This is a genomic window from Vibrio sp. 10N.247.311.47 (assembly GCF_041467535.1).
Taxonomy (GTDB): Bacteria; Pseudomonadota; Gammaproteobacteria; order Enterobacterales; family Vibrionaceae; genus Vibrio; species Vibrio crassostreae_C.
Genome location: NZ_JBFSUR010000018.1, coordinates 1 through 23207, shown reverse-complemented (window position 1 = coordinate 23207; position 23207 = coordinate 1). Strand labels below are relative to the sequence as shown.

The following is a 23207-nucleotide window of genomic DNA, read 5'->3' as shown; positions in this document are numbered from 1 at the left end:
ATTAAGTCCCAACAGGAAATAATATGGATTGGATTCTTAACGTAAAAAGCTACGTCAGAGTAGTCGAAGAAGGCAGCTTCAATGGTGCTGCTCGAAAGCTGAACACCACCAGCTCGGCGATCAGTAAAAGAGTGAACTGGTTAGAAGAGCGCATCGGCACCCAACTGTTAAAGCGTACCACGCGATCAATTAGCCAAACCGAAGCAGGTGCGCTCTTTTACCTGCGAGCCAAGGATCAGCTCGATAATTGGCAATCGATTATTGATGAAACCCGATCGGTTAACCAAACGCCTGCGGGCCTACTAAAGATAGGCGCAACCATTGCTGTTGGTTCTAAGTTTCTCGTGCAATACATGGACGACTTCTTAGAAAAGTATCCAGACATTAAAGTACAGCTTATCACCACCACGCCAGGTCAATTACCTGAGCTTGGCTTGGACCTGGTGATCAGTCGTGAACTGGAACAACTCAACTCGTTAAGCTTCAAGAAAACACCACTGTTCGAACACAAAGCTAGCTTTTATGCCGCACCAAGTTACTTGGCTAAACATGGTTATCCCATCAACGAGCAAGACTTAGAGCAGCACAACTCCTTAATATGGGGAGAGCGTCCTATTCGTGAAGTCACGCTAACTAAAGGACAGCGCATCACTTTGAACGGTAACTTTGCGACCACCAACCCTGAGGCTTTGTTTCATGCCGCCAAGCGAGGAATGGGCGTACTGTTAACCATCAAAGCAATGATCAAAGAGGATCTTAAACAAGGGACACTGGTTCCAGTATTACCAAATATAACAGCCGACGAAGTGATGGTTTACGCGTACTACCCTAAGCTTGACTACTCACATACACGAACCAAGCTATTTTTAGACCACCTAAAAGATAGGCTAGACAAAGAAAGAAATAGTCAAATTTTGTGAAATATATCGCACTAAATTTGAAAAATCACACAACACGACCAATAATAAACTAGACGCATATCAAGATTATTAATGCAAGTTGCATTGTTAATACTTAAGACAGCGCTGCTACAAGATCGTATACACAAGATCATACACATACAGCTTACACACGATTCTGGTTGGCTACGGATGGTGACTATGACTCAACATACACGCAATAGCATGATAGACACAGAGCGCATTGGCCGCTTACTCAAATTGGAAGGTATCGACCTTTTAGAATCTGCCGTGCTTACTTTGCATCAAACCTTCGGTACTCAATACACCAGTATCATTGAGAAAAAGCACTTCCCCGATCAAATGGTTCCTTTGGTAATTGCCCATTCTGACCATGTACTGCATGACAAAATAAACGCACGCCATGGTCACATATACCAACAAGCCGTTAATCAAAAACACCCAGATTGCTCATTTGCTCAGTATATCGTTCAGTCACTCCCAACATCAGCATTTAGACAGGAAATCACCTCACAGAACTCAATCGCTATCCCAGCACGCAGTCAAAGTGGCGAAGTCATGGGTGTGCTTTTCTCAACCTTTAGTTCGCCTATGAGTACAGATCAACAACAAGACGTGATAAAACACCACCAGTTGTTCGCAGATATCGTCATTCACACCTTGCGTGAAATGTGGTTCAACGACCGTTCTGAGCAACTGGTTAATCAACTCAGCTACGAAGTATCACACGATAGTCTAACTGGGCTATTAAACCGTAGCTGCTTATCAGACACCTTGGAATCGATCACTCAGCAGAGTGTCACTCCCTTCACGCTCGCTCTGCTCGACATCAATAGCTTCAAAGCCATCAATGATATGCACGGTAATTATATTGGCGATAAGGTACTTCAGTTCGTTGCAGAGACCTTGCGCCGAACCTTGCCCGACAACAACCTGACGTTCCGGACGGCTGGCAATGAGTTCGCATTCATTACCTATCATTCAGACCCAATAGCTGTTTGCGAACAAATTCTGGATAAGATAAAGCAAGGTTACACTAGTATTGATATCAAAATCGATTTCGACGTCAGCATCGGCATTGCCCGGTCAGATGGAGACAATAAAGACGTAGAACAAATCATCTTCAACACCAGTTTGGCGCTAAAAGAGTGCCAGCATAGTCAAGATACATACATTCAATGTTACGACACTCACCTAAGGGTTCGTTACCAAAGGAAAACCGAGTTAATCGCCGCCTTACGAAGTGAACTTGATAGCCCCATATCAGACAGTCAGGCACCTAATGACAATGGAATGTACGTGGTTGTACAACCAATCGTTGATCACATTGATACACGATGGGATTACTTCGAGGTGTTAACTCGTTGGAAAACCACAAGACATGGCGACATCTCGCCAGTGGAGTTCATTCAGGTAGCGGAAGAATCGGGGTTGATCGTGGAACTGGGTGAACGGATCATCGAATTGGTATGCCGCGCTAAAACAAGATTGGAGCGAGGCTTAGGCTACAAAGTTAAGCTTGGAATAAACTGCTCCGCTCACGAGCTTACCGATTCTAAGCGTTATATTTCCTATCTCACTCGAACGATTGAACAGCATCACTTTAAAGCAAACGAGTTTGTCATTGAGCTAACCGAAACCGTTCTGTTATCTCCAACTCAAGAAACAAAGTCAGCACTCGACTTTCTAAGGGGACAAGGGTTCACGATCGCTCTAGATGATTTCGGTACTGGTTACTCAAGCTTAAATTACATTCATAGCTACCCTATCGATTGTATTAAGATTGATGCCACCTTTATTCGAAACTTGCTGACAAACTCAACATCCGAAAGTGTTGTGTGGTTGATTGTTCAACTGGCACACAGACTCAATGTGTCATTGGTTGCGGAAGGTGTAGAGAAGCGCGAGCAATTAGAAAAGCTGCACGCAATGGGGTGTGACAAAATTCAAGGATACCTCTACTCTCCACCTATGCGACCAGAAGCTATCGTTAGCTACGTCACTCACTCAGAACCTCTAGCCTAAACGCCGTTTACTACCTCAACCTAAAATCAAAAAGCCGCGAGCGTATCACTAAACATTTAAGTATTTAGTTCTGCACTCACGGCTTTAAAGGCTACATCATTACTCGCAACCATCTAGCTAACGGTTACCTTGACGACATATAGTCAGCTGCTAGCTATTATTCGATTGTTTTTCTAAAGCTTTCTTTAATAGCTTGTCGGCTTCATCTCTAGCAGCTACGAATGTCGCTTTTTCCTTTTTAGGCACAGAATCGGCCATTGGGATATTCGCTTTCATCGCATCAACAGGACGACCACGTTCGATCAATTCGTAATGTAAGTGCGCCCCCGTCACTCGGCCCGTTTTACCTGATAAGCCAATACGCTGACCACGAGATACCGTTTGTCCTTTACGAACGAGGATCTTACTCAAGTGTAGGTAGCGTGTTTTGTATGTGCTCCCATGCTGAATCACCACATAGTTACCCGCATATGGGTGCTTACGCGTCATAATCACTTTGCCATCACCCGTTGCTTGAACCGGCGTACCAACTGGCGTCGCGAAATCTGTACCGTTGTGCGGTGAGATTCGGCCAGTCACAGGGTGTAAGCGCTTAGGGTTAAACTGAGAACTTTGGCGCCAGCTACTGCTCACTGGGTAACGTTGGAAAGCACGTTGTAAGCTATCGCCATTAGCATCGTAATATTGTCCGTCAGTGTGTAAGTATGCTGACACAACGCGGTTACGATTCATGATCTTAATTGCTTCAATTTCACGTTTTCCGGTTGCAACACCATCAACATATTGCGCTTTTTGAAGCACTTCAAACTGATCGCCAGCACGTAGGTCTCGGCTAAAGTTCAGCTTATCTTTAAGAAGAGTCACAATATGGTCAATCTCAAGACTGCTCAGGCCAACCTTGTTCGCCGACATAGAGAAGCTGCCTTGAATATCACCCACTAAAGGTTTTTGCTTCCATTCACCAGGAATAGAGATGTCTTCGAATTCGTAGCTGCCGTCATCAAGTAATCGGTAAACCACTTTGTCCGCGACGCTAAATTGAAGTTCCATTTTAGAAAGGTCGCCCGTCGCTTCATCACGCCAAAAACGCAATGTGTTACCTGGGCGAAGCGTGTCTAACGCAAGGAAGTTTAAATCGGTTTCCATCACGCTCATCATCGATTTGTAAGAAAATCCAAGCTGAGTGAAGATGCTACTCAAGTTATCGCCAGATTGAATTTGATACTCAAATGTCGGCGGCTCAATAACGGTAACAGAAGATGGTGACAGAATTGACTCAATAACGGTTGAGTCGGGCAAATCAAGATCGATCGTTTTCGTCAGATCCGATTGTGACGATTGCAAAGCAACACCAATCGCAGCAATAAGTGGCAGTCCCAAAATAGCTACTTTTTTTACAGGTGAAAGCTCAGCAAACGGAGAGGGAAATATTTTTGAATACACGGTAAACAGGTCTTTCTACGATATAAAGGCATAGGATATGCTTTTCAAACGCATAAATCATCAATACATTGTCATAATATGACGTGAATCTTCCCAACTTAGCCTAAGTCATTGAGTTGCCGTAGATGAAGAGCCACTAGATAAGAAATAAAATTAACCGCTAAATTTAAAAATAAAAAAGCAGAAACGGCTAGTTTCTGCTTTCTATTGGTTTACGTTATTCCGTTTCGAATAATTAATAAACGAAGCGAATTAGTCGCTGGTTTTAAGAAAAGATTATGCGTTTACCGTCGACACTAAGCAGTTGTCTTCACCAAACTCATTTGGGATGTAACGGTCAGCATTCGCATCGTTCACCCATTGTTGGTCATCAACTAGGTAGCGGAATTGAAACTCGCCATCTTTAGGTAGACGAGTTTTAAACTTGTAAACCTTCCCTTTGGCCAGTTTTTTCATTGGGGTGGCTTTCCAATCAAGAAAGTCAGCAACGATGGATACAGAGTTCGCTTCCTGAGCTTCTAGCTCGAAGGTCACTTCAACTTCATCTTTCGTCTTAAAAAAACGTTTATTAATCATTCGCAAGCTCCATTTGTAATAAGTAAGCGGACACAAAGCTAACTGTGTCTAAATTTCATTCATCTAACTAAGATAATATGTAATTTGGCTCACATAAACAACAGATCCTTACATTCACGAAAACGTTATTGCTTACCAATTGATTGCGTATCAAAAGAAAAACTCATTAACACCTTTTCAGAAGGGGGTTCTGCAAATGATTGTTCCGCAGAATGCTGAGTAAAGCCGATAAAACCTTCCCCAGTAAGTTTATTCTGTGATTGCGAACCTGGCTGCTGAGCTACCTCCAATGTCTGAATTTGTATACGATCACCCAGTAAAAGTTGGTCGACTAACACCACACGGCTTCGTTGCTGGTCATGCTTAAACAGGCCTAGATAATAGAAAACACCGCTGCCTTGGTTAGATATCCACATCGGCGCGACAAAGAAACTCGCCTTGCCCAACGTGGCGGCTGAAAGATTATTGGTGTCTACCGTTACCACACCGCGCTCAACACCTGAGTCATAGCGTCCAAACGCGATGGCTCTAGGCTCATCAACTTCATTGATAAAAGCGTAGGCGTTAGTCTCAGGAACTTTAATTGTCCATGGATTGGTCGTCTTCAAATCAAAAACGGTTTCTACGACTGGGTCATAACTCACTTGAGAAGAAGGAAACTTCGCCAAGATCTCTTCATCACTTAAGCTAAAGCGATAAATACCCGCTACTATCACCACAACCAGCATGACAATTGGAATCAGTAGAATCAGAGGGATAGGTAAGATTTTCTTTTTCATGGGCAATTATATTCTTTTGTTTTCATCCAGTTGTGCAGACCATAAAGGGCTTTAGTATAATTATCAATACAGGGTTAACCAGAAGTGGAGCATGGATGGATATCAATCATATTAAAGATAGAAATATCAGAAGTTGCGAATGCCGCTGTGGAGCAGTCAACCTAGTATGCCGAGGTGAACCTCAACGTACATCTGTCTGCCATTGCTATGAGTGTCAGAAACGCACCGGAAGTGTGTTCGGCATTCAGGCTCGGTTCCCAATAGAACAAGTTACACTCAGCGGTGAAGTGACCTCTTTTTCACGCATCAGCGATACGGGTAATGAAGTCACCTATCAGTTTTGTCCCAAGTGTGGCACCACCATGCTTTTGCAGTCGGTTGCCGCCGCTGATTTTTATATCGTCCCGCTCGGATTATTTAAAGAGCAAGACTTCCCACTGCCGAGCTTTTCGGTTTATGAAGAACGCAAACACGGTTGGGTTAAGTTCGACCACCAAATGAGCCATTACAACTAGTTCGTCATTGAGCGTTATCTCGTTATTGACCGTTATCTTTATATAGCAACAGTATTAAAACAAACTGCAATACTGTTGCCTAAGATCAAATATCACCGCTTCACAGCGCTAGCGTATCTTTTGTCTAGCGTTATAATCTTGCTCCTCTATTTAACCCAGGGTGAACCACATGATTTCTAAGTTACCTCGCTGGGTTGAATACGGCGCCCTTTTGTTAGCTGGTCTTGCTGGCAGTGTTAATGCTATCGGCTTACTTGGCTTCCAACATCAAGCTATCTCCCATATCTCCGGCACCATGTCTTTGCTAGGCAGTAGCCTGCTTACACCGACCTCGGCTTCTGTTCACCTCCTATTGGTGATCATGAGCTTCATGTTAGGTGCGGCGTTCAGCGGGTTCTTTATTGAAAACCAAGCATTGAAGTTAGGACGCCGTTACGGTGTTGCACTATGTATTGAGGGTGGATTGCTGTTTTTGGCGCTGTGGACACTGTTGCAAGGCTATACTTCAGGTCAGTATTTCGCTTCAGCCGCGTGTGGTTTGCAGAACGCGATGATCACCACTTACAGCGGGGCAATCATTCGAACAACACACATGAGCGGGATCATTACCGATCTTGGGATCATGATTGGCGCTCGCTTAAAGGGGATGCCTTTTGACCGCCGTAAAGCCAAACTGCTAATTTTCATTGTGGTTGGCTTCCTGTTTGGCGGCTTAATTGGCGCTTGTCTGTTCCAACGCTTCGAAATCTTGGCATTGGCTTTCCCTGCCTCTTTTGCTTTCATTATTGCGTTTAGCTACTGGTTATACTTGACCTATCGAACTGAAACCCCAGTCAATTTATAAATATCTGGCAATATAACCTCAAACTACGTAACATCCGCAACACTTTATTCTAAACTCTTAATACGTTGCAGAATAACCAGTATGAATATTTAGCGATATTTGATGAATAGTATTGCAAGCGATATTAATACTGGGTAATCTTGCACCCAATGAGAAAATACGGACGTTTAGTGAATAAAAATGCCAAGGATGTGGCTTTTTTACGTGTAGAAATTCGAGAACAATAACATGTCTAACAACAAGAATACTGCTCAAACAGAGAAATCTAAAGGCAGTTTCTGGGTTTTCTTAATCCCATCATTGATTGGTTTATTCCTTTTCATGGCGCCAATCAGCTATCAAGGTGATCTAACGATCCCTGTCGCTATTCTAGCTAAATCAATTCAAGCGGTTTTCGGTGAGTCTCTAGTTGCTATTATCACTGCAATCGTTGCTTTCATGTCTGTAGCTTCCGTTTTAAGCACCATTTTCAAACCTACATTCATTACATCAAGCTCTTTCTTAAACGGTCTTTTCAACCCATCTCCACTGTGGTTGTTGGTTCGTCTTATCGGTGGTGCTGCTGCATTCATGGCTTTCTTCCAAGTAGGCCCTGAGTTTATCTGGGAAGAAAACACTGGTGGTCTCGTACTAGAAGGCCTACTTCCAACACTGTTCTCAGTATTTATCTTTGCAGGTTTACTACTGCCACTACTACTTAACTTTGGTTTGCTAGAATTGTTTGGCACCTTACTAAGTAAAGTGATGCGCCCAATCTTCAACCTGCCAGGTCGTAGTGCTATCGATTGTATGGCTTCTTGGTTAGGTGACGGCAGTGTCGGTATCCTGCTTACAAGCAAACAATACGAGAAGAAATTCTACACGCAGCGTGAAGCCGCTGTAGTTGGTACGACTTTCTCTGCAGTCTCTATCACGTTCAGTCTTGTGGTTATTGCTCAAGTAGAGCTAGAGCACCTATTCCTGCCTTTCTACGCAGCAATCTGTCTAGCGGGTATTGTGGCTGCGGTAATCATCCCTCGCCTTCCGCCACTAAGTATGAAGAAAGACACCTTCATTGATGGCAGCAAGCCGCACAAAGACGCTGACGCGATCCCTGCAGGTCACTCAACATTCTCTTGGGGTCTTGAGCTAGCAGTAAACAAAGCATCACAAGTTAAGTCAGCTAAGTCAGTATTTGCTGAAGGCATCCGTAACGCCGTGGATATGGTATTTGGCGTACTGCCTGTGGTGATGGGCCTTGGTACGATGGCACTGGTTATTGCGGAATACACATCGGTATTCTCATTCCTAGGTCAACCTTTTATTCCGTTCCTAGAGCTACTTGGTGTTCCTGAAGCGGTTGCGGCATCTGAAACCATCGTGGTTGGTTTTGCAGACATGTTCATCCCAGCAATCCTTGCGGCTTCTATCGACAACGAGATGACTCGCTTTGTTATTGCAGCAATGTCGGTAACTCAGCTGATCTACATGTCTGAAGTGGGCGCTCTGCTTCTAGGCAGTAAGATTCCAGTGAACATCTTAGAACTGTTTATTATCTTTATTCTACGTACGTTAATTACGCTTCCAGTTATCGCTGGTGTAGCGCATCTAATATTCTAAATTAGATACTACTTATGTAACTCAATAAAGATTCAGTTTATAAAGCCTCACTTTTGTGGGGCTTTTTATTAGCACAAATATATACACAGCATTATTTAGAGTTCAATCAATTTATAAGTTCTGTATATCACTTGATTTCATATCATTTATTCAACCCACCTCTTGTTAATAGAAAACTGAACGCATAATCGTCAAATTAATACATTCTTAATCCCTCCTTAAACTCTGTCTAGCCCCATTCCCCAACTCATTGAACCAAATACTAAAAGTAACAAATATGTGATTTAGTGAATTTTGTGTTGTTTAGGTTGTTGTATTTTTGCAGTCTATTTTGTGAAATTACATTCAAGTAAAACCCAATCTAGTCGATATATATAATTACAAAAACACGATTAACTTTAGTCTTCGCAAAGCCTGTGAGAAGGGGAAAACTCAATGAAATTTAGCCATAAGGTGGTTGCTGCATCATCAGCCTTGCTGCTAGTGACAGTATCATTGCTTTCAATACAACAACTTTACACTGTAAGAAGTGCAGTAGAAAACCACGTCAATGCGAGCCTGAAAGAGATGGTCTCGGGCGTGAAAAATACCGTCGTATCGGAGATGAACGCCAAGAAAGCGTTGGCTCAATCGACGACTGAAGTCATCGAGATCAACCCTGAAGATCGCGCTTACGTTAAAGAAATCTTAGAAAAGCCAAAGCTTAAAAACAGCTTCCTAGCGGTTGGTTTTGGTTATGAAGCAAACGGTTTCGTTATTGAAAATGATGATGGTTGGGATGCCGGTCCAGACTACGACCCACGAATTCGTCCTTGGTACATTGATGCTAAATCCAAAAACAGTTTAGTTGTTACCGCTCCTTATGTGGATGCATCAAGTAAGAAAGTCATCATATCAGTAGGTACTCCAGTTAAAGACAACGGCCGCTTTACTGCGGGTATGTTCTACGACCTAGAATTGACGAACCTTGCTACCTTGGTCAACCAAGTGAACTTGTTTGATGCGGGTTACCTGTTCCTAGTAACAGCCGACGGCACCACGATTGCTCACCCAAATGCGAAAAACAACGGTGAAACGCTATCAAGCTACATGCCACAAGCGACTATTCGTGAAGGCTCTCAAGAAATTGAAGTCGACGGCAAAATGTTCCTAGTTAATTTCACCCACATCCCTAGTGAAGATTGGTACATCGGTGCCATCCTGGATGAAGAGATCGCTTTCCAAACCGTTGAAGAGTTGAAGAACAGCTCAATGATCTACTCTTTGATTGCGGTAATTCTCAGCATCATTGCTCTAACAGTTCTAATTCGCGTGTTAATGCGTCCACTGGATGCACTTAACCAAGCGATTCAAGATGTAGCAAGTGGACAAGGTGACTTAACTAAGCGCCTAGATACCAACACAGACAAAGAGTTCTCTGACCTAGCGAAAGGCTTCAACACCTTTACCGAAAACCTGCAAAATCAAATTATTCAATCGAAAGCGATTGGTGTTGAGATTAAACGCGGTACTGAAATCACGGTTAAAGGTGCAGGCGAATCAGCAAACGCAATGAATACGCAACTTCAAGAGCTTGAACAGTTAGCGACTGCAATGAACGAGATGGCGGTGACTGCAACTGAAGTGGCGAACAACGCTCAAGGCGCGGCTGCGGCGGCTCGTGAAGCTGATGAAGCAACGCTAGACGGCACATCTGTCGTAAGTGACACCACTCAAGCGATTGATAACCTTTCAGCTCGTATCGACCAAGCGGTTGCCGAAGTACAAGTACTTGAATCAGCAACAGCCAACATCGAAACGATTCTAAAAGTAATCAACGATATTGCAGACCAAACCAACCTACTGGCATTGAATGCGGCTATTGAAGCGGCGCGTGCTGGTGAATCAGGCCGTGGTTTCGCAGTCGTTGCCGATGAAGTTCGTACTCTGGCACAACGTACTCAAGAATCAACTACGGAAATCCGCAACATGATCGAGCAGCTCCAAGCGGGTGCAAGCTCAGTATCGAACGCGATGAACCAAAGTAAAGACACAGCCACTGACGCCGTTGAACGCGCTCAGCAAGCGAACTCTTCACTTGACCGTATCCGTGACGCGATTCAACGCATCTCAGATATGAACATCCAGATTGCTTCAGCGGCAGAAGAGCAGAGCTTAGTAGCGGAAGAGATCAATAACAACACTGTTAAGATCAAAGACCTTTCAACACAAGTATCAACAGCGGCCCAAGAAGCGAATACCGCAATGCAGCAGCAAACTGACAATGTTCGCCAACAAGACGAGCTATTGAATAAGTTTACGGTTTAACCAAGGTTTGGCTCAGTTGCCGTTTGGCTGAGTCGCCATTTGGTTTAGTTACCGAGCAATAGCTTAAAATAAAAAGCCCCGATTACTGATTGCCAGTAAGCGGGGCTTCTCTTTCTAGTCTATCCAAGTTAACTCGTGACAGGCTTCAATTCATTCGTCGTTAACATCATGCATTGGTTCGATTCCACCTTGATGGTTAAATCCTTACCAACACATTCAAACACATCATCCGACAGTAAATCGGTTACCGCACCAGTCCAATTTAATGAGGCTGTTTTGCTTCGCTTCGACTTGTTGATCACCACAATGCCTTTATCGCCACGGACAAACACCAACAAATCATCATTCGCTTCAACCACACGCATCGCTTCGCCATGAACATGGTTATGGAATTGAATCATGCTTTTCATGTAAGGCGCTTGCCAGTCGTTAAGCCAACGAGGCTGACCGCTCTTGTCCAGAATACCGCTGGTGCTCAGTTCACTGTAAACAAGCGGCACACCGCCGTCTCGACCAAGAATGAAAGCATGAGCCAATCGCTCATCCACTTCATCCATCACATGCTCCAAAAACACCTCGTTATTGGGAATATCATGAGTGACCGCAAACGTGATCGCTCGCATATTCGACAGAGCCTGACCAAAACAGTATGGGTTAATCAAAGACTTAAAGCTGCCCTGCTCTTCAAATGCTTTGAAGATGGTGTTGAACAACGGGAAATCGTAAGCGCCTAAGCGAGTGTGTTTAAGATAAGGCTCAAGGAACAGCTCATACTCTTCTTCTGTCGCGCCGCCATCGGTAATGATCTCACCGAAGATGTGCATTTCTTCGCAGATGTCATCCGTCCACACCTTGCGTAGGTGTGCCAGTGTCATATGCTTTGCCGCATCAATGCGAAATCCTTTCACACCAATCTCTTTCAGTGCTTTTAGGTAGGCTCTTTGTTGTGCCACCACATTATCGTTATCGAGTAGCGTTGGCAGGCCAGGATCGCTGGCGCCACCGGTAATACGCCCGTTTTGCACTTCCCACGTGTCTTTCCAGTTCTTGATACCAAACGCTTCCACGAAGTCGTTCTCATCAAAAAGAGGCTCAGAAAGGTCACCAAACAAACGTATGGATTCATAATAGTCAGCATCTTTTTGATAAGACGCCATGTCTTGCTGATTGGGATACGTTAGATCACCGCGGATACCCGATTCGTTGGCCATGTGGTTAAACACCACATCCACATAAGTACGAAGCCCATGTCGCTTTAACGTGTCGACCATCGCTTTAAAATCTTGTGTGTCACCCAACTGATTATCGATCACACGATAGTCTTGGGGCTGATAGCGTTGCCACCATTGAGTACCAGAATTTCGATCGCAACCTTTAGGGCCGCGCAGCGATTTCATCGCCGGTGATACTAAAACAGATTTATAACCCAACTCTTGGATCAGTGGGGCGTTCTTCATTACGTCAGCGTAGCACCAGTCAAAGGCATGCAATATGACATCTGTCGCTGGTTTGCTTAACATAGCTGAACTCTCCATGTTGTTCTCCTACCAAACTCGTTTACAGCTTTTTAGAAAAGGCAAAGGCTAAAAGGCAAAGCTGCAATAAATTTCCTCAAGAATGGCATTTATTATATGAGTTACTCATTAAAAACCCTCCTCCTCCTACCAATTACTCACGGTGGATGGTTGAGGGCGTAGCACCAATTATCGCATAACGTCTGGGATGAACACTCAACCGTAGTGCTTTAAAACGCGCACAAAAGTCACAAAAAAGGAGCGTATATACGCTCCTTTTATTCAATCTAACACATATTTATAACTAAGTTCTGTAAAGAACCTTCACGACGTGCCAGCCAAATTTTGTTTTCACAAGGTGTGGTACAAGCGTCTCGCCAGAGAAACAAACCTTATCAAACTGAGGCACCATTTGACCTTTTTTGAACTCACCTAGGTCGCCGCCCTTTTTACCAGATGGACAGGTTGAATGTTTCTTCGCTAGCGTTTGAAATTTAGCGCCCTTTTTAAGCTGCGTCATGATGTCTTCTGCTAGTTCTTTATGCTTCACCAAAATATGAAGCGCTGCTGCTGTTCTTGCCATGATAATTCTCAGTTTGTTGCTGCCAGTTTACTTACGACGATTACTTAGAACATCGCGAATGAACTGACTGTTGTAAATCTGTTTGCCGCTAACGGCTTATCGACATAAATTCATCGACAGCCAGCGTTTAGCGTGATTTTAACCCAAGAACCGCTATTCTTCACTCTATAACCGAAAACAACTGCCTTAAAGGCCATTAAAAACCGCATCGCGACTTGCTGCGGCTTCCATTTCCCTTTAAATTAATCCTTATAAATTAAGCGCGTATTAAGTAGGAGCCACTTATGGCCAAACCGATCAGTAAAGCGAGTCAGTCACAGGGAATGTTGATGTTCAAGTTGTCCCTCACTCAAAGTTTTGCGATTGGCACGCTTAAGGTCAGAGAAATCGTCCCTTTTCAGCCGATGACTCAGATCCCCTACTCCCATCATCACGTGATTGGTACAGTGACTATCCGCGACCTTACAGTTCCTGTGATTGATATGTCCGCTGCGATTGGCTTCCGTCCGATAACACCCGCTGAATACCAAGATTGTGTACTCATCGTTACTGACTGTTTGAGAACAGTTGTGGCGTTCTTGGTTCGTTCAATTGATAAAATCATTGAATGCGACTGGAAGAGCATTGAATCTCCACCCACCAGTGTGGGTCGCAATGTGTTTGTAACGGGTATTACACGTTTTGAAGACCGTATTGTGCAAATGCTCGATGTGGAACTGCTGCTTTCTAAGATCTACCCAGCTTATGAGAATGCTCATATCCCGATGCTGACCGATGTAGAAAGGGAACGCCTCAAAGCATTGAACATCTTATTAGTGGATGACTCTTTGATTGCACGTAAACAGTTATCTGATGCCTTAGACAGCATCAACATCCCTTACAGCATATGTAACAACGGCTTAGATGCCATCGACCTAATGCGACGCCAAGCCAGCGCAGGCAATGCCATTGATCTTCTGGTGAGTGATATCGAGATGCCGGGATTAGATGGTTATGAGCTTGCATTTGAAGTGCAAAACGACAGCGCTTTAAGTCACGCTTACTGTATTTTGCATACCTCACTGTCCAGTGAGATCTGTGTCGACCGTGCTAATCAGGTGGGGGCGCATGAAGCGCTTGAGAAGTTCAACGCGGGTGAATTAATCGAAGCTATGCTACGCGGCGCAAAAGTCTTAAACGGCGCCTCTACGGCTGCTTAGGCTCTGTTATAGAAGCTAAACCTGGCATAGTGCTCAATGGTTTAGCTTCTTAGTCTCTTCTTTCTTCAAATCTTAATAAGAATAGAGCTAACCGTTAGTCTTTGTTTTCTGGCATAGACTTTTTCGGCATAGAGTAGCTCTTACTCACAAATTCCACTTCCTCGACTTCATTCACATGATTGGTAAAAGAGGCCAATGCATAGAGAGTGTTCGCGACTAGGTTGGCGTATTTAAAAAGAATCGGGTCTGGCGACTTTTTGCTTTCATGATGTTCAATACTCACCAAAGCTCGCACAACTTTCTTAGCCTGACAACGACACAAGTGAAGTTCACTAGACACTCGGTGTCCACCGGGTAAGACAAAGCCTTTAAACCCCCCTTCTAACTGCTCACGGATACGATGATAATCTTGCTTGAGCTCGACCAATTCAGACTCGGTGATGGCAAGCTTACCGCGCACAGAGCCATTCAAATGGTAGATGTTTGGCTGCAAGCGTTGCAGGATCTCACGAACCTGAGGCTCTAGCTCTAAAGACAACACCAATCCAACTCGGCAACAAAGTTCATCCGACAAAATCTCAAAATCACAGATAGGACTGTCTTCATAAATAAACGGGTAACAGAACTCGTCCCAATCTCGACTTACTGGTTTCACGTACCGATCCTTACATATAAATAGTCATCAAACACCAATATACCAAACTCTTTGATTTAGACATAAAAAAGCCCTCACATTGGAGGGCTCCTAAAGAAATCGATTAAACGAGATTACTCGTTAGATACTTTTTTGTGACCTTCTTGTAGGTGAACGAAATCCACCAGATCGTCGCCTGACACTTGGTATGCCTGACCAAAGCCTTTAACGAACAGGCCGTTCTCAGCTTTAAGGTTAAACAGAGAGAAGTCTTGAAGTTGGCTCAAACCATCAATGATTTCACCAAAACGCTCTTGCATCTGGCCAATCACTTGAGTCCAAAGTTCCGTTTCACGCTCCACAACACTTGCTTGAGCATCAAACGTTAAACGTTTACGTGCGTAAAGTTGCTTCGAGCTCTCTTCGTCTTCAATCATCATCAAAGAGACCTGAGGGTTCGCTTTCAAGTTGCGAGCATGACGAGCAATATCAGAAATTAGAACAAAGTAACCTTCTTGGTTCTGAACGAAAGGTGCGTAACTTACGTTCGGGCGACCTTCTTCATCAACCGTTGCAAGTTGAAGGGTACGGCGCTCTTGGCGAAACTCTTTAATTTCTGGACCTAGGCGACCTTGTAGACGTTCTTGTTTTACTTGCTGTTCCATGGGTAATTCCTTTCTTCACTTTCTCTGATTTATTATTTTTGCCCAAGGTTGAGCGATCATTAGCGAACTAAACGATCCTCGAGCATTGATGTCTTGTTTAAGCCAGTTGGCAACCCTATGTAAGATTACTGCTGATTATTTACTATTGACTGTACTTAAGCTTGTTCTTTTAACGCTTTGAAGCGTTCTACTTGGTCGGCAATAAGCTCACGCTTTTCGTTACGGCCTAGGTAAATCTTAAAAATGTTCTCACCGGTTTCACTGAAGAAGCCGAAGTAATGACTTTCACGACCCATGAACGCCTTGCTCACCAAACCGATATGTTTAACGTTATCAAGTTTAAGGTGACCATGAAGCTCGCCCTCTTTGCCCATTAGGTTGTAGTAACCACGCGCTACCTTACCTTTCGGGAATGGCGCTTTAACTTCAAAGATAGAACCAAATGAATGCACGATAGTGGTCACAGGGCCCCAACCCACTAAACCTTCTAGAACCTCTTGAGCACGGCTGCCATCTAGCATTACCGCCATGTCGTTTGGAAAAGCAGCAACCACTTCAACCTCTGAAACACCTAGCTTCTCAGCAATTGCTGTTGGCAGTAGTTTTGGCTCTTCTTCTAAAATTAGAGCTACGCGTTGTTCTAGAGTTTCTGTCATTTCTAATGTTGTATCTGTCATTGAATATGTTTCCGTATAAACGAGTAATTTACGTAAGTTTTAAATTAAAAATTCGATATTAAGCGTGCTTCAAACTTGCATGCGGGTGTACGCCCGAACCTGACGCTTTAGGCGCTGGGTGCATAGCTTGGTATTCAGCGTTAAGCACTTGAATCACACTCTGCGCTAGGCTTACCGCCCAAAAGCTGCCAGCAATAGTCAGGCTCAGATAATCTTCCGAAAGCTCAACTAAACCGTTCTTTTCCCAATGCGCGAACAAAGGCTTGAGGTAGTCGAACGTATCTTGCCCCATAAATCTCGGTAGCGTACTTCTTCTAACAACACCAGAATCGAAACCTGCCTTTAATGTTGAGAAGATAGGCTCTAATGAGCTTTGCTTAGTCATCATGGCAATAGGTAATTGACCTTGCTTTATAGACTCCATGTAGCTGTCTAAAGTTCGATGCTGCATCACACCATGACCGCCGATGTTGCCACCAGCGCCACAACCAATGGGTAGAACTTCGGCATAAGCTTTCGCTAAGCTGTTGTAAATGCTGCGTTCGCGGTTATCACGAGTCCAGTGGTTTACGCTCAGTTGCTTGACCTTATTTTTTGCCATGAACTCCACACCCGCCAAATACATGCTCGCCTTATCTGGCGTATTCGCAGGCGGTGGGATTTTTCCTTTCTCAACAAGATTAAGCATAGGTGCATTGCCCGCAACAATCAGTTGGTAGAGGTCAATGCCGTGTGCGCCAGTAGACATGTAGTCTTCTAAATCTTGTTGGAACACTTCCATAGATTGGTGTGGTAATCCGTATAACAGATCAAGAACGATTGGCGCTTGCTCGGTGCGGCTTAGTGAACTGATACGTTCTAGCACAACCTCTCGGTCATCTAGGCGCTTGGCGCTGCGTCTAACTTGAGTGTTGAAACTTTGAATACCGAATGAGAAGCGATTGAAACCACCTTCAAGCGCACAATCAAACATCTCGTCGCCAAAGCGATTGATGCGCCCTTCCAAGGTCATTTCCACATCGTTTGCTAGTGGGAAATATTGACGAATGGCTTTACCAAGCTGCTCAACTTGTTGAGGTGACAAATCGGTGGGTGTTCCGCCACCAATATAGACAGCGTGAAATAGTCCAGACTGAGCCCAAGGTGTTTTGGCTTTCTGCTTTAGCTCGACCATCAGTGCATCGAAATACTCATCCACTAATTTACGGCTTGCGGCATTTTGGAAGAAATTGCAGAACGTACAACGCACACGACAAAAAGGAATATGGATATACAAGCAACGTTTATCCTGTTTTTGCCCTTCACTTAACATCAGTTCATCAAAGAGCTCCAACTTCTTGCTCGGGTCGACCGGAATTGAACTTCCTCCGGCATGGGCAGAATGCTTTTTAGCAAACGCAAAACGAAGCGGATCAGGGCTAGAAATACCTAAGACTGATTCGTCATACTTATAGATATTAAGACTCATATAATCTCTCTAAACACTTACATAGCAAAGTCTGGAAGACTATTCGCTAAAACTGAAATAATCATAAATAGACGCAAATGATAATGCAATTGATAATTGATCTTATTTAGATTCTAAGCAATAATCCGATACAGATTTTGGATTTGGTAAAGGATTGAGTGTGAACGTTCCTAGATATGTTATTGCAGGCGGTGCATCGTTAGTGATTCATGCAGCGCTATTATTTGTTGCTCAAGAATCCAAAGTATTCGCGATGCCTGCAGGTAGCCAATCGAACACGGTATCGATCAACTTCACTCCCAAGAGCACGCCTTCTCCAGCTCAACAAAAAACCACCACAGAGCCGGTTGAACCAGAACCAATCAAAGAAACGGTCTCACAAGCTGAACCTAAACCTGTCGAACCCAAGGCCGTTGAGCCAAAGCAAGCCAAACCGACGCCAAAGAAAAAAGCGATCACCAATAAGCCTCAACCCAAGAAAGTAGAGAAAAAGGTTGTTGAAAAGAAAGTCGAGAAGAAGCCGATTCAAAAGAAACCAGTGACTCAGAAAAAGGTCGTTAAGAAAGAACGCCCAGAACCAAAGTCCAAACCAACGCCTCAACCAGAAAAACTGGCCGACAAGAAAGTCGATAGAAATCTGGCCGAGTCTGCCAACAAACCTCAGGAAGTAAACCAAGGCGTATCAAACCAAGAGCCCGTATTAGTGACTAAGCCCTCTTTTTCTTCACGCCCCACACCACCGAATTACCCGCGCCAAGCTAGACGTCGGGGCGTTGAAGGGGTCGCAACTTATGAGGTCTGGTTAGACGCGGAAGGCAAACAAATCAAACAAGCATTAGTAAATTCATCAGGCGCACTAATGCTCGATAACGCCGCTTTAGATGCCATTAAACAATGGAAATTCTCACCTCACACTGTCAATGGTCGAGCGATTGCTCACCGTGTACAAATACCTGTTCGTTTTAGGTTGGATTAATCATGCAACAAATCAGTTACTTACAAGATCAACTTGGCTTAATGACTTGGCCTCTTCTTATCTGTTCAGCATTAACCGCAATGATCATCGCTGAACGAGTCTTCCAAGTCATGCTCAGCATTGGTGTGGGCAAACGTGCCATTCGTCGCGAGTTAAACCAAACCTCACCAACCAACAGCAAAGAGATTGAAGCGCTTGCTCAGTCGATTTCAGGTAAACGCCCGCTCTTGTACAAGGGCGTGTCAATGTTGCTTGCTCACCACTCTTTCTCAAAAGGGTTACGTGAAGATGCCGCTGGGATCTGGCTACAAGAAAAACGCCACCAGCTTCATGCAGGTTTAAGACTGCTTGGTTTGATCGGCGTGATCAGCCCACTCATCGGCTTGCTTGGTACGGTACTTGGTCTTATTGAGATGTTTAAAGGCGTTGCCGCGACAACAGGCAGCATCACGCCTAATGATTTGGCAGACGGTCTTGGATTAGCAATGCGAACCACAGCAGCAGGTTTGATGATTGCGCTTCCTGCTATTTCTGGTGCTCAGCTACTAGGGCTATGGGCAGATCGAGTGCTGGCTCAATTGGAGCATACATTGAACTATGTGAATGTGTGGCTAGAAGGCATGTCGATTCAAACCAATCAGTCTGATGATACTCAAGGTAAGCCTATCAACAAAACCTCTATCGGTGATGTGAGTCAAGCATGATTAAAACGCCCCACTCATCTCACACACAGAGCCTAGCGCCAGACTTAACACCGCTGCTCGACATCATTTTTATCGTGATGGTTTTTCTATTGCTTACGGCATCAGTAAAGCTGGAGTCACTGGAAGTTGAGCTGCCAAGCTCGGATGTCAAAAACGTTTCTGAAGTCCACAAGGATTCGATTAGCGTCAATATTTTAGACCGCGAACCCTACTGGGCAATTAACGGCCAAGAATACATCGACTGGGAAAATTTCAAGATTGCCCTGTTAGAAGAGACTGGTTCAACGGATAAAAAACCGATCATCATTGGCGCAGATAAAGCCGCTAACGTGGAGAACCTAGTGAAGTTGCTTTCATTCCTTCAAGAAAACGGAATACCAGCGACTCAATTGCTCACGGACGATGGCTAGAGCGACACTCAATTTTCACGAGGTTTGGCTTCTGGTTGATAAAACTAAACAAGCAGACTAAGCCTCTCTATCGATTCGAACTCACAATGCGAACGGACTGCTCACTGAGTATCTTCGCGATACAAAAAGAAAATATAAAGAACTTATTATGAACAACTTAAACGTGCTCAATAAATTAAAGACCAAGACACCTCTTCTTTCATTAGCTGCAATCAGCCTGGCACTTAGCGCACCCGCAATGGCCAACGACGCTGAACAACCTCGAATCATCAGTGCTGGCAGTGCCGTTACTGAATTGGTTTTGGCATTAGGTGCCGAAGAGCAGTTAGTCGCGATTGATGTGACCAGCCACTTCCCTCAAGGAGAAAACCTGCCAAAGATTGGTTATCACCGAAACCTGTCTGCGGAAGGCTTACTTGCCCTAGAACCAACCACATTGATTGGCTCGGATGAAATGGGACCAGACAACGCTATCTCTCAATTAAAATCGGCAGGCGTCGATGTAGAGATTGTTAACACTGAAGCAAACGTGGAAGGGCTATTAAAGCGTATCGACCAAATCGCAAAGATCACCCATACCGAAGATCACTCGCAGCAAGTGAAAACCGATGTGAATCAAAAGATCGCAGCACTGAAAGCGAACCAAGTACCAAGCAACGAAGCGAAGAAAGTTCTATTCCTGTTGCTGCATGAAGGTCGCCCTGCCAACGTTGCTGGCGGTGAAACATCACCAAACGCAATCATCGAGTTAGCTGGCGGTATCAACCCTGCCGCTCAGAGCTTAACGTCTTACAAGCCACTTTCAATGGAATCACTCGTTGAGATGCAACCTGATGTCATTTTAGTAAGCGGCCGTAGTTATCAAAAAATGGGCGGCGCAGATGCCATCCTGAAATCACTGCCTATGCTAGCGGCAACGCCTGCAGGTATGAACAAGCAAATCATTACCGTAAATGGCAGTGCTTTGGTTGGCGGGCTTGGCCTAGAAAGCCTCTCTGAAGCAAAGCGTCTAAACGCACTTATCTACCCGCTATAACTCAACCACCCTATTTCTGCTATCGCTAATTCGCTTCCCTCACCAACTGACTCACGCTGTTGTTGAAGGAGGTCGAAGTTAGCGATAGATATTGAGGCCCTTTATGTTGTTACGCTCCGTCCCACTGAAAACGTCGATGTTAGCTCTAGGTGCAACCCTAGCTTTTGTCGCGCTGTACTCGATCACTGTTGGGCCAATGAACATTAGCTTAGCGGACAGCGCCACAAGCTTAATTAAACCAAACAATGACTTAGCACCTCACATCAACTTAGTGATTCAAAAGATCCGCTTACCTAGAACCATCTTGTGCATGCTGATTGGTGCGATCCTCGCCTTGTGTGGTGCAGTGATGCAGGGTTTGTTTCGAAACCCACTTGCAGAACCTGGCATCATAGGTGTGTCTGCGGGCGCAGCATTAGGTGCTGCACTGGCTATCGTTTTGTTCTCTGAGCTATCGCTTCAATACCCTGCTTTCATGAACTTTGCTGCGGTTCCTGTGTTCGCTTTTCTTGGCGGCGCTTTAACCACGCTGCTGGTGTATAAGCTGGGTACAGGTAAATTCGGCACCTCTGTCACCATCATGTTGTTGGCGGGTGTGGCGATCAGTGCGCTCTCTGGCGCAGGTATTGGCTTCTTGAATTTCATTGCTGATGACCAAATGCTGCGCGATCTTTCATTGTGGTCGATGGGTTCATTGGCGGGCGCTAAGTGGTCAGGAATTTTGCTGGCAGCTGTCACGCTCGTTGGCTTGTTTGTTGTTTTCTACCGCCAAGCGATGTCTCTAAATGCTCTATTACTGGGCGAGTCAGAAGCGCAACACCTTGGTATCCCAGTTCAAAAGCTGAAACGAAAGCTGATTCTACTGACGGCTGCGGGCGTTGGTATCACAGTTAGCCTGTCTGGCATGATTGGTTTTATTGGATTGGTTATCCCACATTTAGGTCGCATGTTGGCAGGCCCTGACCACCGAGTTCTGTTGCCACTATCAGCGGTACTAGGCGCACTGCTGCTAACCGCCGCAGACATGTTCTCACGTGTGGTACTTGCTCCGGCTGAACTTCCTGTTGGTATTGTCACTGCGATTATCGGCGCCCCATTCTTCTTATATCTACTATTTCAACAGAAAGGGAGAATCCTTTAATGTTTCCTTCAGCTTTAAAAGCGACCGATATCGAAGTGAAGTTCGGCAGTAAAGTGATATTAGATGGCGTTTCTATTGAGATTGAAGCGGGAAAGGTAACCACACTGCTTGGGCCAAATGGCGCAGGTAAAAGCACGCTGCTTAAAGCTTTGTGCCAAGAGATATCAAGCAACGGCGATATCCAGTATTTTGGACACAGCAAAGACAAGTGGCCTTCTCACAAGTTAGCTAAGCACCTTGCTATGCTTCCTCAACACAGCACCTTGACCTTCCCATTCTTGGCACATGAAGTTGTCGAGCTTGGTGGGATTCCTCTGCAAGAATCCAACAAGAAGCTGACCAGCATTGCTAGCCAAAAAATGGATGTTGCTGATGTGACTCACCTGAGTGAAAGACTTTATCCTTCGCTATCAGGCGGTGAAAAGCAGCGAGTGCACTTGGCTCGAGTGTTAACTCAGCTTCACCACTCTGGTGACCAATGTATTTTGATGCTTGATGAACCAACCTCTGCACTGGATCTTGCCCACCAGCACAACACCTTAAAGATTGCGAGAGAATTAGCCGATAACCACAATGCCGCGGTTATCGTGGTTTTGCATGATCTCAACTTAGCCGCGCAGTATTCCGATCGATTGGTGGTATTGAAAGATGGCAATTTGGTGTGTGATGGCAAGCCTTGGGATGCACTGAAACCTTCGATGATAGAAGATGTGTATGGTTACAAAAGTATCGTAGAAAAACACCCAACCATGAGCTTCCCTCAGGTTCACCCCGCACAATAAGTCCGATTAAGGAGCGACTCGTTTTGAGTATTCGTTCTTGATAACAATGACGTAATCCTAAGCCTCGATTTGTTCGGGGCTTTTTATTGGCTCACAGCCACTATCTCGGCTTAAACTCAATTTTATTAATAACCACAGCAGCAAGCACCAAAACGACTCACCTTGAGCATTTGAGGCTCTAGAAATGAACACTACCCGTTAGGGTTACTTAGCTTTTAACACTGAAGAGTAAAACAAGCCGCGAGCGTAAGCATATAAAAAGAAAGGAAATAACATCATTCAGCATCAATCAACAAGACTGCGACATCGATGTGGGATTGAGAGAAAAACGTACAAGAAGTGAAACTGCAAGCACAAAAAAAGGTTCATCGCGGATTAGCGGGAACTAAAAACAAAAACGGTAGTAAGTG

At 44.6% G+C, this 23207-nt stretch carries 22 protein-coding genes; 13 read left to right on the top strand and 9 right to left on the bottom strand.

The genetic code is table 11. The annotated features are described in order from the left end of the window. Positions 1-23: 23 nt before the first annotated feature. Entirely contained in the window at positions 24-920 is an 897-nt protein-coding gene (locus tag AB6E51_RS13180; protein ID WP_372058169.1) for a LysR family transcriptional regulator, read from the top strand. A 180-nt stretch (positions 921-1100) separates the two neighbouring features. Continuing rightward, positions 1101-2945 carry a putative bifunctional diguanylate cyclase/phosphodiesterase gene (locus tag AB6E51_RS13175; protein ID WP_372058170.1) on the top strand — a complete coding sequence of 615 codons (1845 nt, stop codon included), beginning with the start codon at positions 1101-1103 and terminating at the stop codon, positions 2943-2945. Between the two features lie 150 nt (positions 2946-3095). On the opposite strand, the gene AB6E51_RS13170 is transcribed toward AB6E51_RS13175, so the two are convergent. The 3 genes from AB6E51_RS13170 to AB6E51_RS13160 form a co-directional block, all read right to left on the bottom strand. Then, complete coding sequence (locus AB6E51_RS13170; protein ID WP_372058171.1) at positions 3096-4388, bottom strand: peptidoglycan DD-metalloendopeptidase family protein; 1293 nt, start codon at positions 4386-4388, stop codon at positions 3096-3098. A 276-nt stretch (positions 4389-4664) separates the two neighbouring features. Continuing rightward, a complete protein-coding gene (locus AB6E51_RS13165) occupies positions 4665-4964 on the bottom strand; it encodes an isoamylase early set domain-containing protein (RefSeq protein ID WP_009845720.1) in 300 nt (99 codons plus the stop codon). Between the two features lie 125 nt (positions 4965-5089). Further along, on the bottom strand, positions 5090-5743 hold the full coding sequence (locus AB6E51_RS13160; protein WP_017064322.1) for a hypothetical protein: 654 nt from the start codon (positions 5741-5743) through the stop codon (positions 5090-5092). 32 nt (positions 5744-5775) lie between these two features. Between AB6E51_RS13160 and AB6E51_RS13155 the strand changes: the two genes are divergently transcribed. The 4 genes from AB6E51_RS13155 to AB6E51_RS13140 all read left to right on the top strand — a co-directional run bounded on the left by AB6E51_RS13155 (position 5776) and on the right by AB6E51_RS13140 (position 11008). Then, positions 5776-6258 (top strand): GFA family protein, encoded by a 483-nt coding sequence (locus AB6E51_RS13155; RefSeq protein WP_170791798.1) that lies wholly within the window; start codon positions 5776-5778, stop codon positions 6256-6258. Positions 6259-6427: 169 nt separating this feature from the next. After that, entirely contained in the window at positions 6428-7102 is a 675-nt protein-coding gene (locus tag AB6E51_RS13150; RefSeq protein ID WP_017062746.1) for a YoaK family protein, read from the top strand. Positions 7103-7330: 228 nt separating this feature from the next. Further along, positions 7331-8701 (top strand): YjiH family protein, encoded by a 1371-nt coding sequence (locus tag AB6E51_RS13145; RefSeq protein ID WP_372058172.1) that lies wholly within the window; start codon positions 7331-7333, stop codon positions 8699-8701. Positions 8702-9136: 435 nt separating this feature from the next. Then, the gene (locus AB6E51_RS13140) at positions 9137-11008 is read left to right on the top strand and encodes a methyl-accepting chemotaxis protein (protein ID WP_372058173.1); all 1872 of its coding nucleotides are present in this window, start codon (positions 9137-9139) and stop codon (positions 11006-11008) included. 128 nt (positions 11009-11136) lie between these two features. Here the strand turns inward: AB6E51_RS13140 and AB6E51_RS13135 are convergent, their stop codons facing one another. Together AB6E51_RS13135 and ppiC are read right to left on the bottom strand one after the other, a co-directional pair. Next, the gene (locus tag AB6E51_RS13135; RefSeq protein ID WP_017062749.1) at positions 11137-12543 is read right to left on the bottom strand and encodes an alpha-amylase family glycosyl hydrolase; all 1407 of its coding nucleotides are present in this window, start codon (positions 12541-12543) and stop codon (positions 11137-11139) included. 283 nt (positions 12544-12826) lie between these two features. Then, positions 12827-13108 (bottom strand): peptidylprolyl isomerase PpiC, encoded by a 282-nt coding sequence (gene ppiC, locus AB6E51_RS13130; protein ID WP_258185064.1) that lies wholly within the window; start codon positions 13106-13108, stop codon positions 12827-12829. 281 nt (positions 13109-13389) lie between these two features. On the opposite strand from ppiC, the gene AB6E51_RS13125 reads away from it, so the two are divergent. Beyond that, positions 13390-14304 (top strand): chemotaxis protein, encoded by a 915-nt coding sequence (locus AB6E51_RS13125; RefSeq protein ID WP_017062751.1) that lies wholly within the window; start codon positions 13390-13392, stop codon positions 14302-14304. 94 nt (positions 14305-14398) lie between these two features. Here AB6E51_RS13125 and AB6E51_RS13120 read toward each other — a convergent pair whose 3' ends face one another. The 4 genes from AB6E51_RS13120 to hutW all read right to left on the bottom strand — a co-directional run bounded on the left by AB6E51_RS13120 (position 14399) and on the right by hutW (position 17748). Further along, entirely contained in the window at positions 14399-14959 is a 561-nt protein-coding gene (locus AB6E51_RS13120; RefSeq protein WP_048610703.1) for an ATP--cob(I)alamin adenosyltransferase, read from the bottom strand. A gap of 113 nt (positions 14960-15072) precedes the next feature. Then, entirely contained in the window at positions 15073-15603 is a 531-nt protein-coding gene (gene hutZ, locus AB6E51_RS13115; protein ID WP_004731858.1) for a heme utilization protein HutZ, read from the bottom strand. Between the two features lie 155 nt (positions 15604-15758). After that, positions 15759-16280, bottom strand: a complete 522-nt coding sequence (gene hutX / locus AB6E51_RS13110) for a heme utilization cystosolic carrier protein HutX (RefSeq protein ID WP_372058174.1) — start codon at positions 16278-16280, stop codon at positions 15759-15761. Between the two features lie 58 nt (positions 16281-16338). After that, entirely contained in the window at positions 16339-17748 is a 1410-nt protein-coding gene (gene hutW, locus AB6E51_RS13105; protein WP_372058175.1) for a heme anaerobic degradation radical SAM methyltransferase ChuW/HutW, read from the bottom strand. A 160-nt stretch (positions 17749-17908) separates the two neighbouring features. On the opposite strand from hutW, the gene AB6E51_RS13100 reads away from it, so the two are divergent. The 6 genes from AB6E51_RS13100 to AB6E51_RS13075 all read left to right on the top strand — a co-directional run bounded on the left by AB6E51_RS13100 (position 17909) and on the right by AB6E51_RS13075 (position 22797). Continuing rightward, positions 17909-18724, top strand: a complete 816-nt coding sequence (locus AB6E51_RS13100) for a TonB family protein (RefSeq protein ID WP_372058176.1) — start codon at positions 17909-17911, stop codon at positions 18722-18724. Between the two features lie 2 nt (positions 18725-18726). Then, positions 18727-19428, top strand: coding sequence for a MotA/TolQ/ExbB proton channel family protein (locus AB6E51_RS13095; protein WP_065583702.1), 702 nt, complete (start codon positions 18727-18729; stop codon positions 19426-19428). After that, on the top strand, positions 19425-19838 hold the full coding sequence (locus AB6E51_RS13090; RefSeq protein ID WP_017062756.1) for a biopolymer transporter ExbD: 414 nt from the start codon (positions 19425-19427) through the stop codon (positions 19836-19838). The genes AB6E51_RS13095 and AB6E51_RS13090 overlap by 4 nt, the downstream gene beginning before the upstream one ends. A gap of 148 nt (positions 19839-19986) precedes the next feature. Further along, complete coding sequence (locus AB6E51_RS13085) at positions 19987-20874, top strand: hemin ABC transporter substrate-binding protein (protein WP_017062757.1); 888 nt, start codon at positions 19987-19989, stop codon at positions 20872-20874. A gap of 103 nt (positions 20875-20977) precedes the next feature. Continuing rightward, on the top strand, positions 20978-22015 hold the full coding sequence (locus AB6E51_RS13080; protein ID WP_372058177.1) for a FecCD family ABC transporter permease: 1038 nt from the start codon (positions 20978-20980) through the stop codon (positions 22013-22015). Further along, complete coding sequence (locus AB6E51_RS13075; protein ID WP_050620596.1) at positions 22015-22797, top strand: heme ABC transporter ATP-binding protein; 783 nt, start codon at positions 22015-22017, stop codon at positions 22795-22797. The genes AB6E51_RS13080 and AB6E51_RS13075 overlap by 1 nt, the downstream gene beginning before the upstream one ends. Positions 22798-23207: the final 410 nt, after the last annotated feature.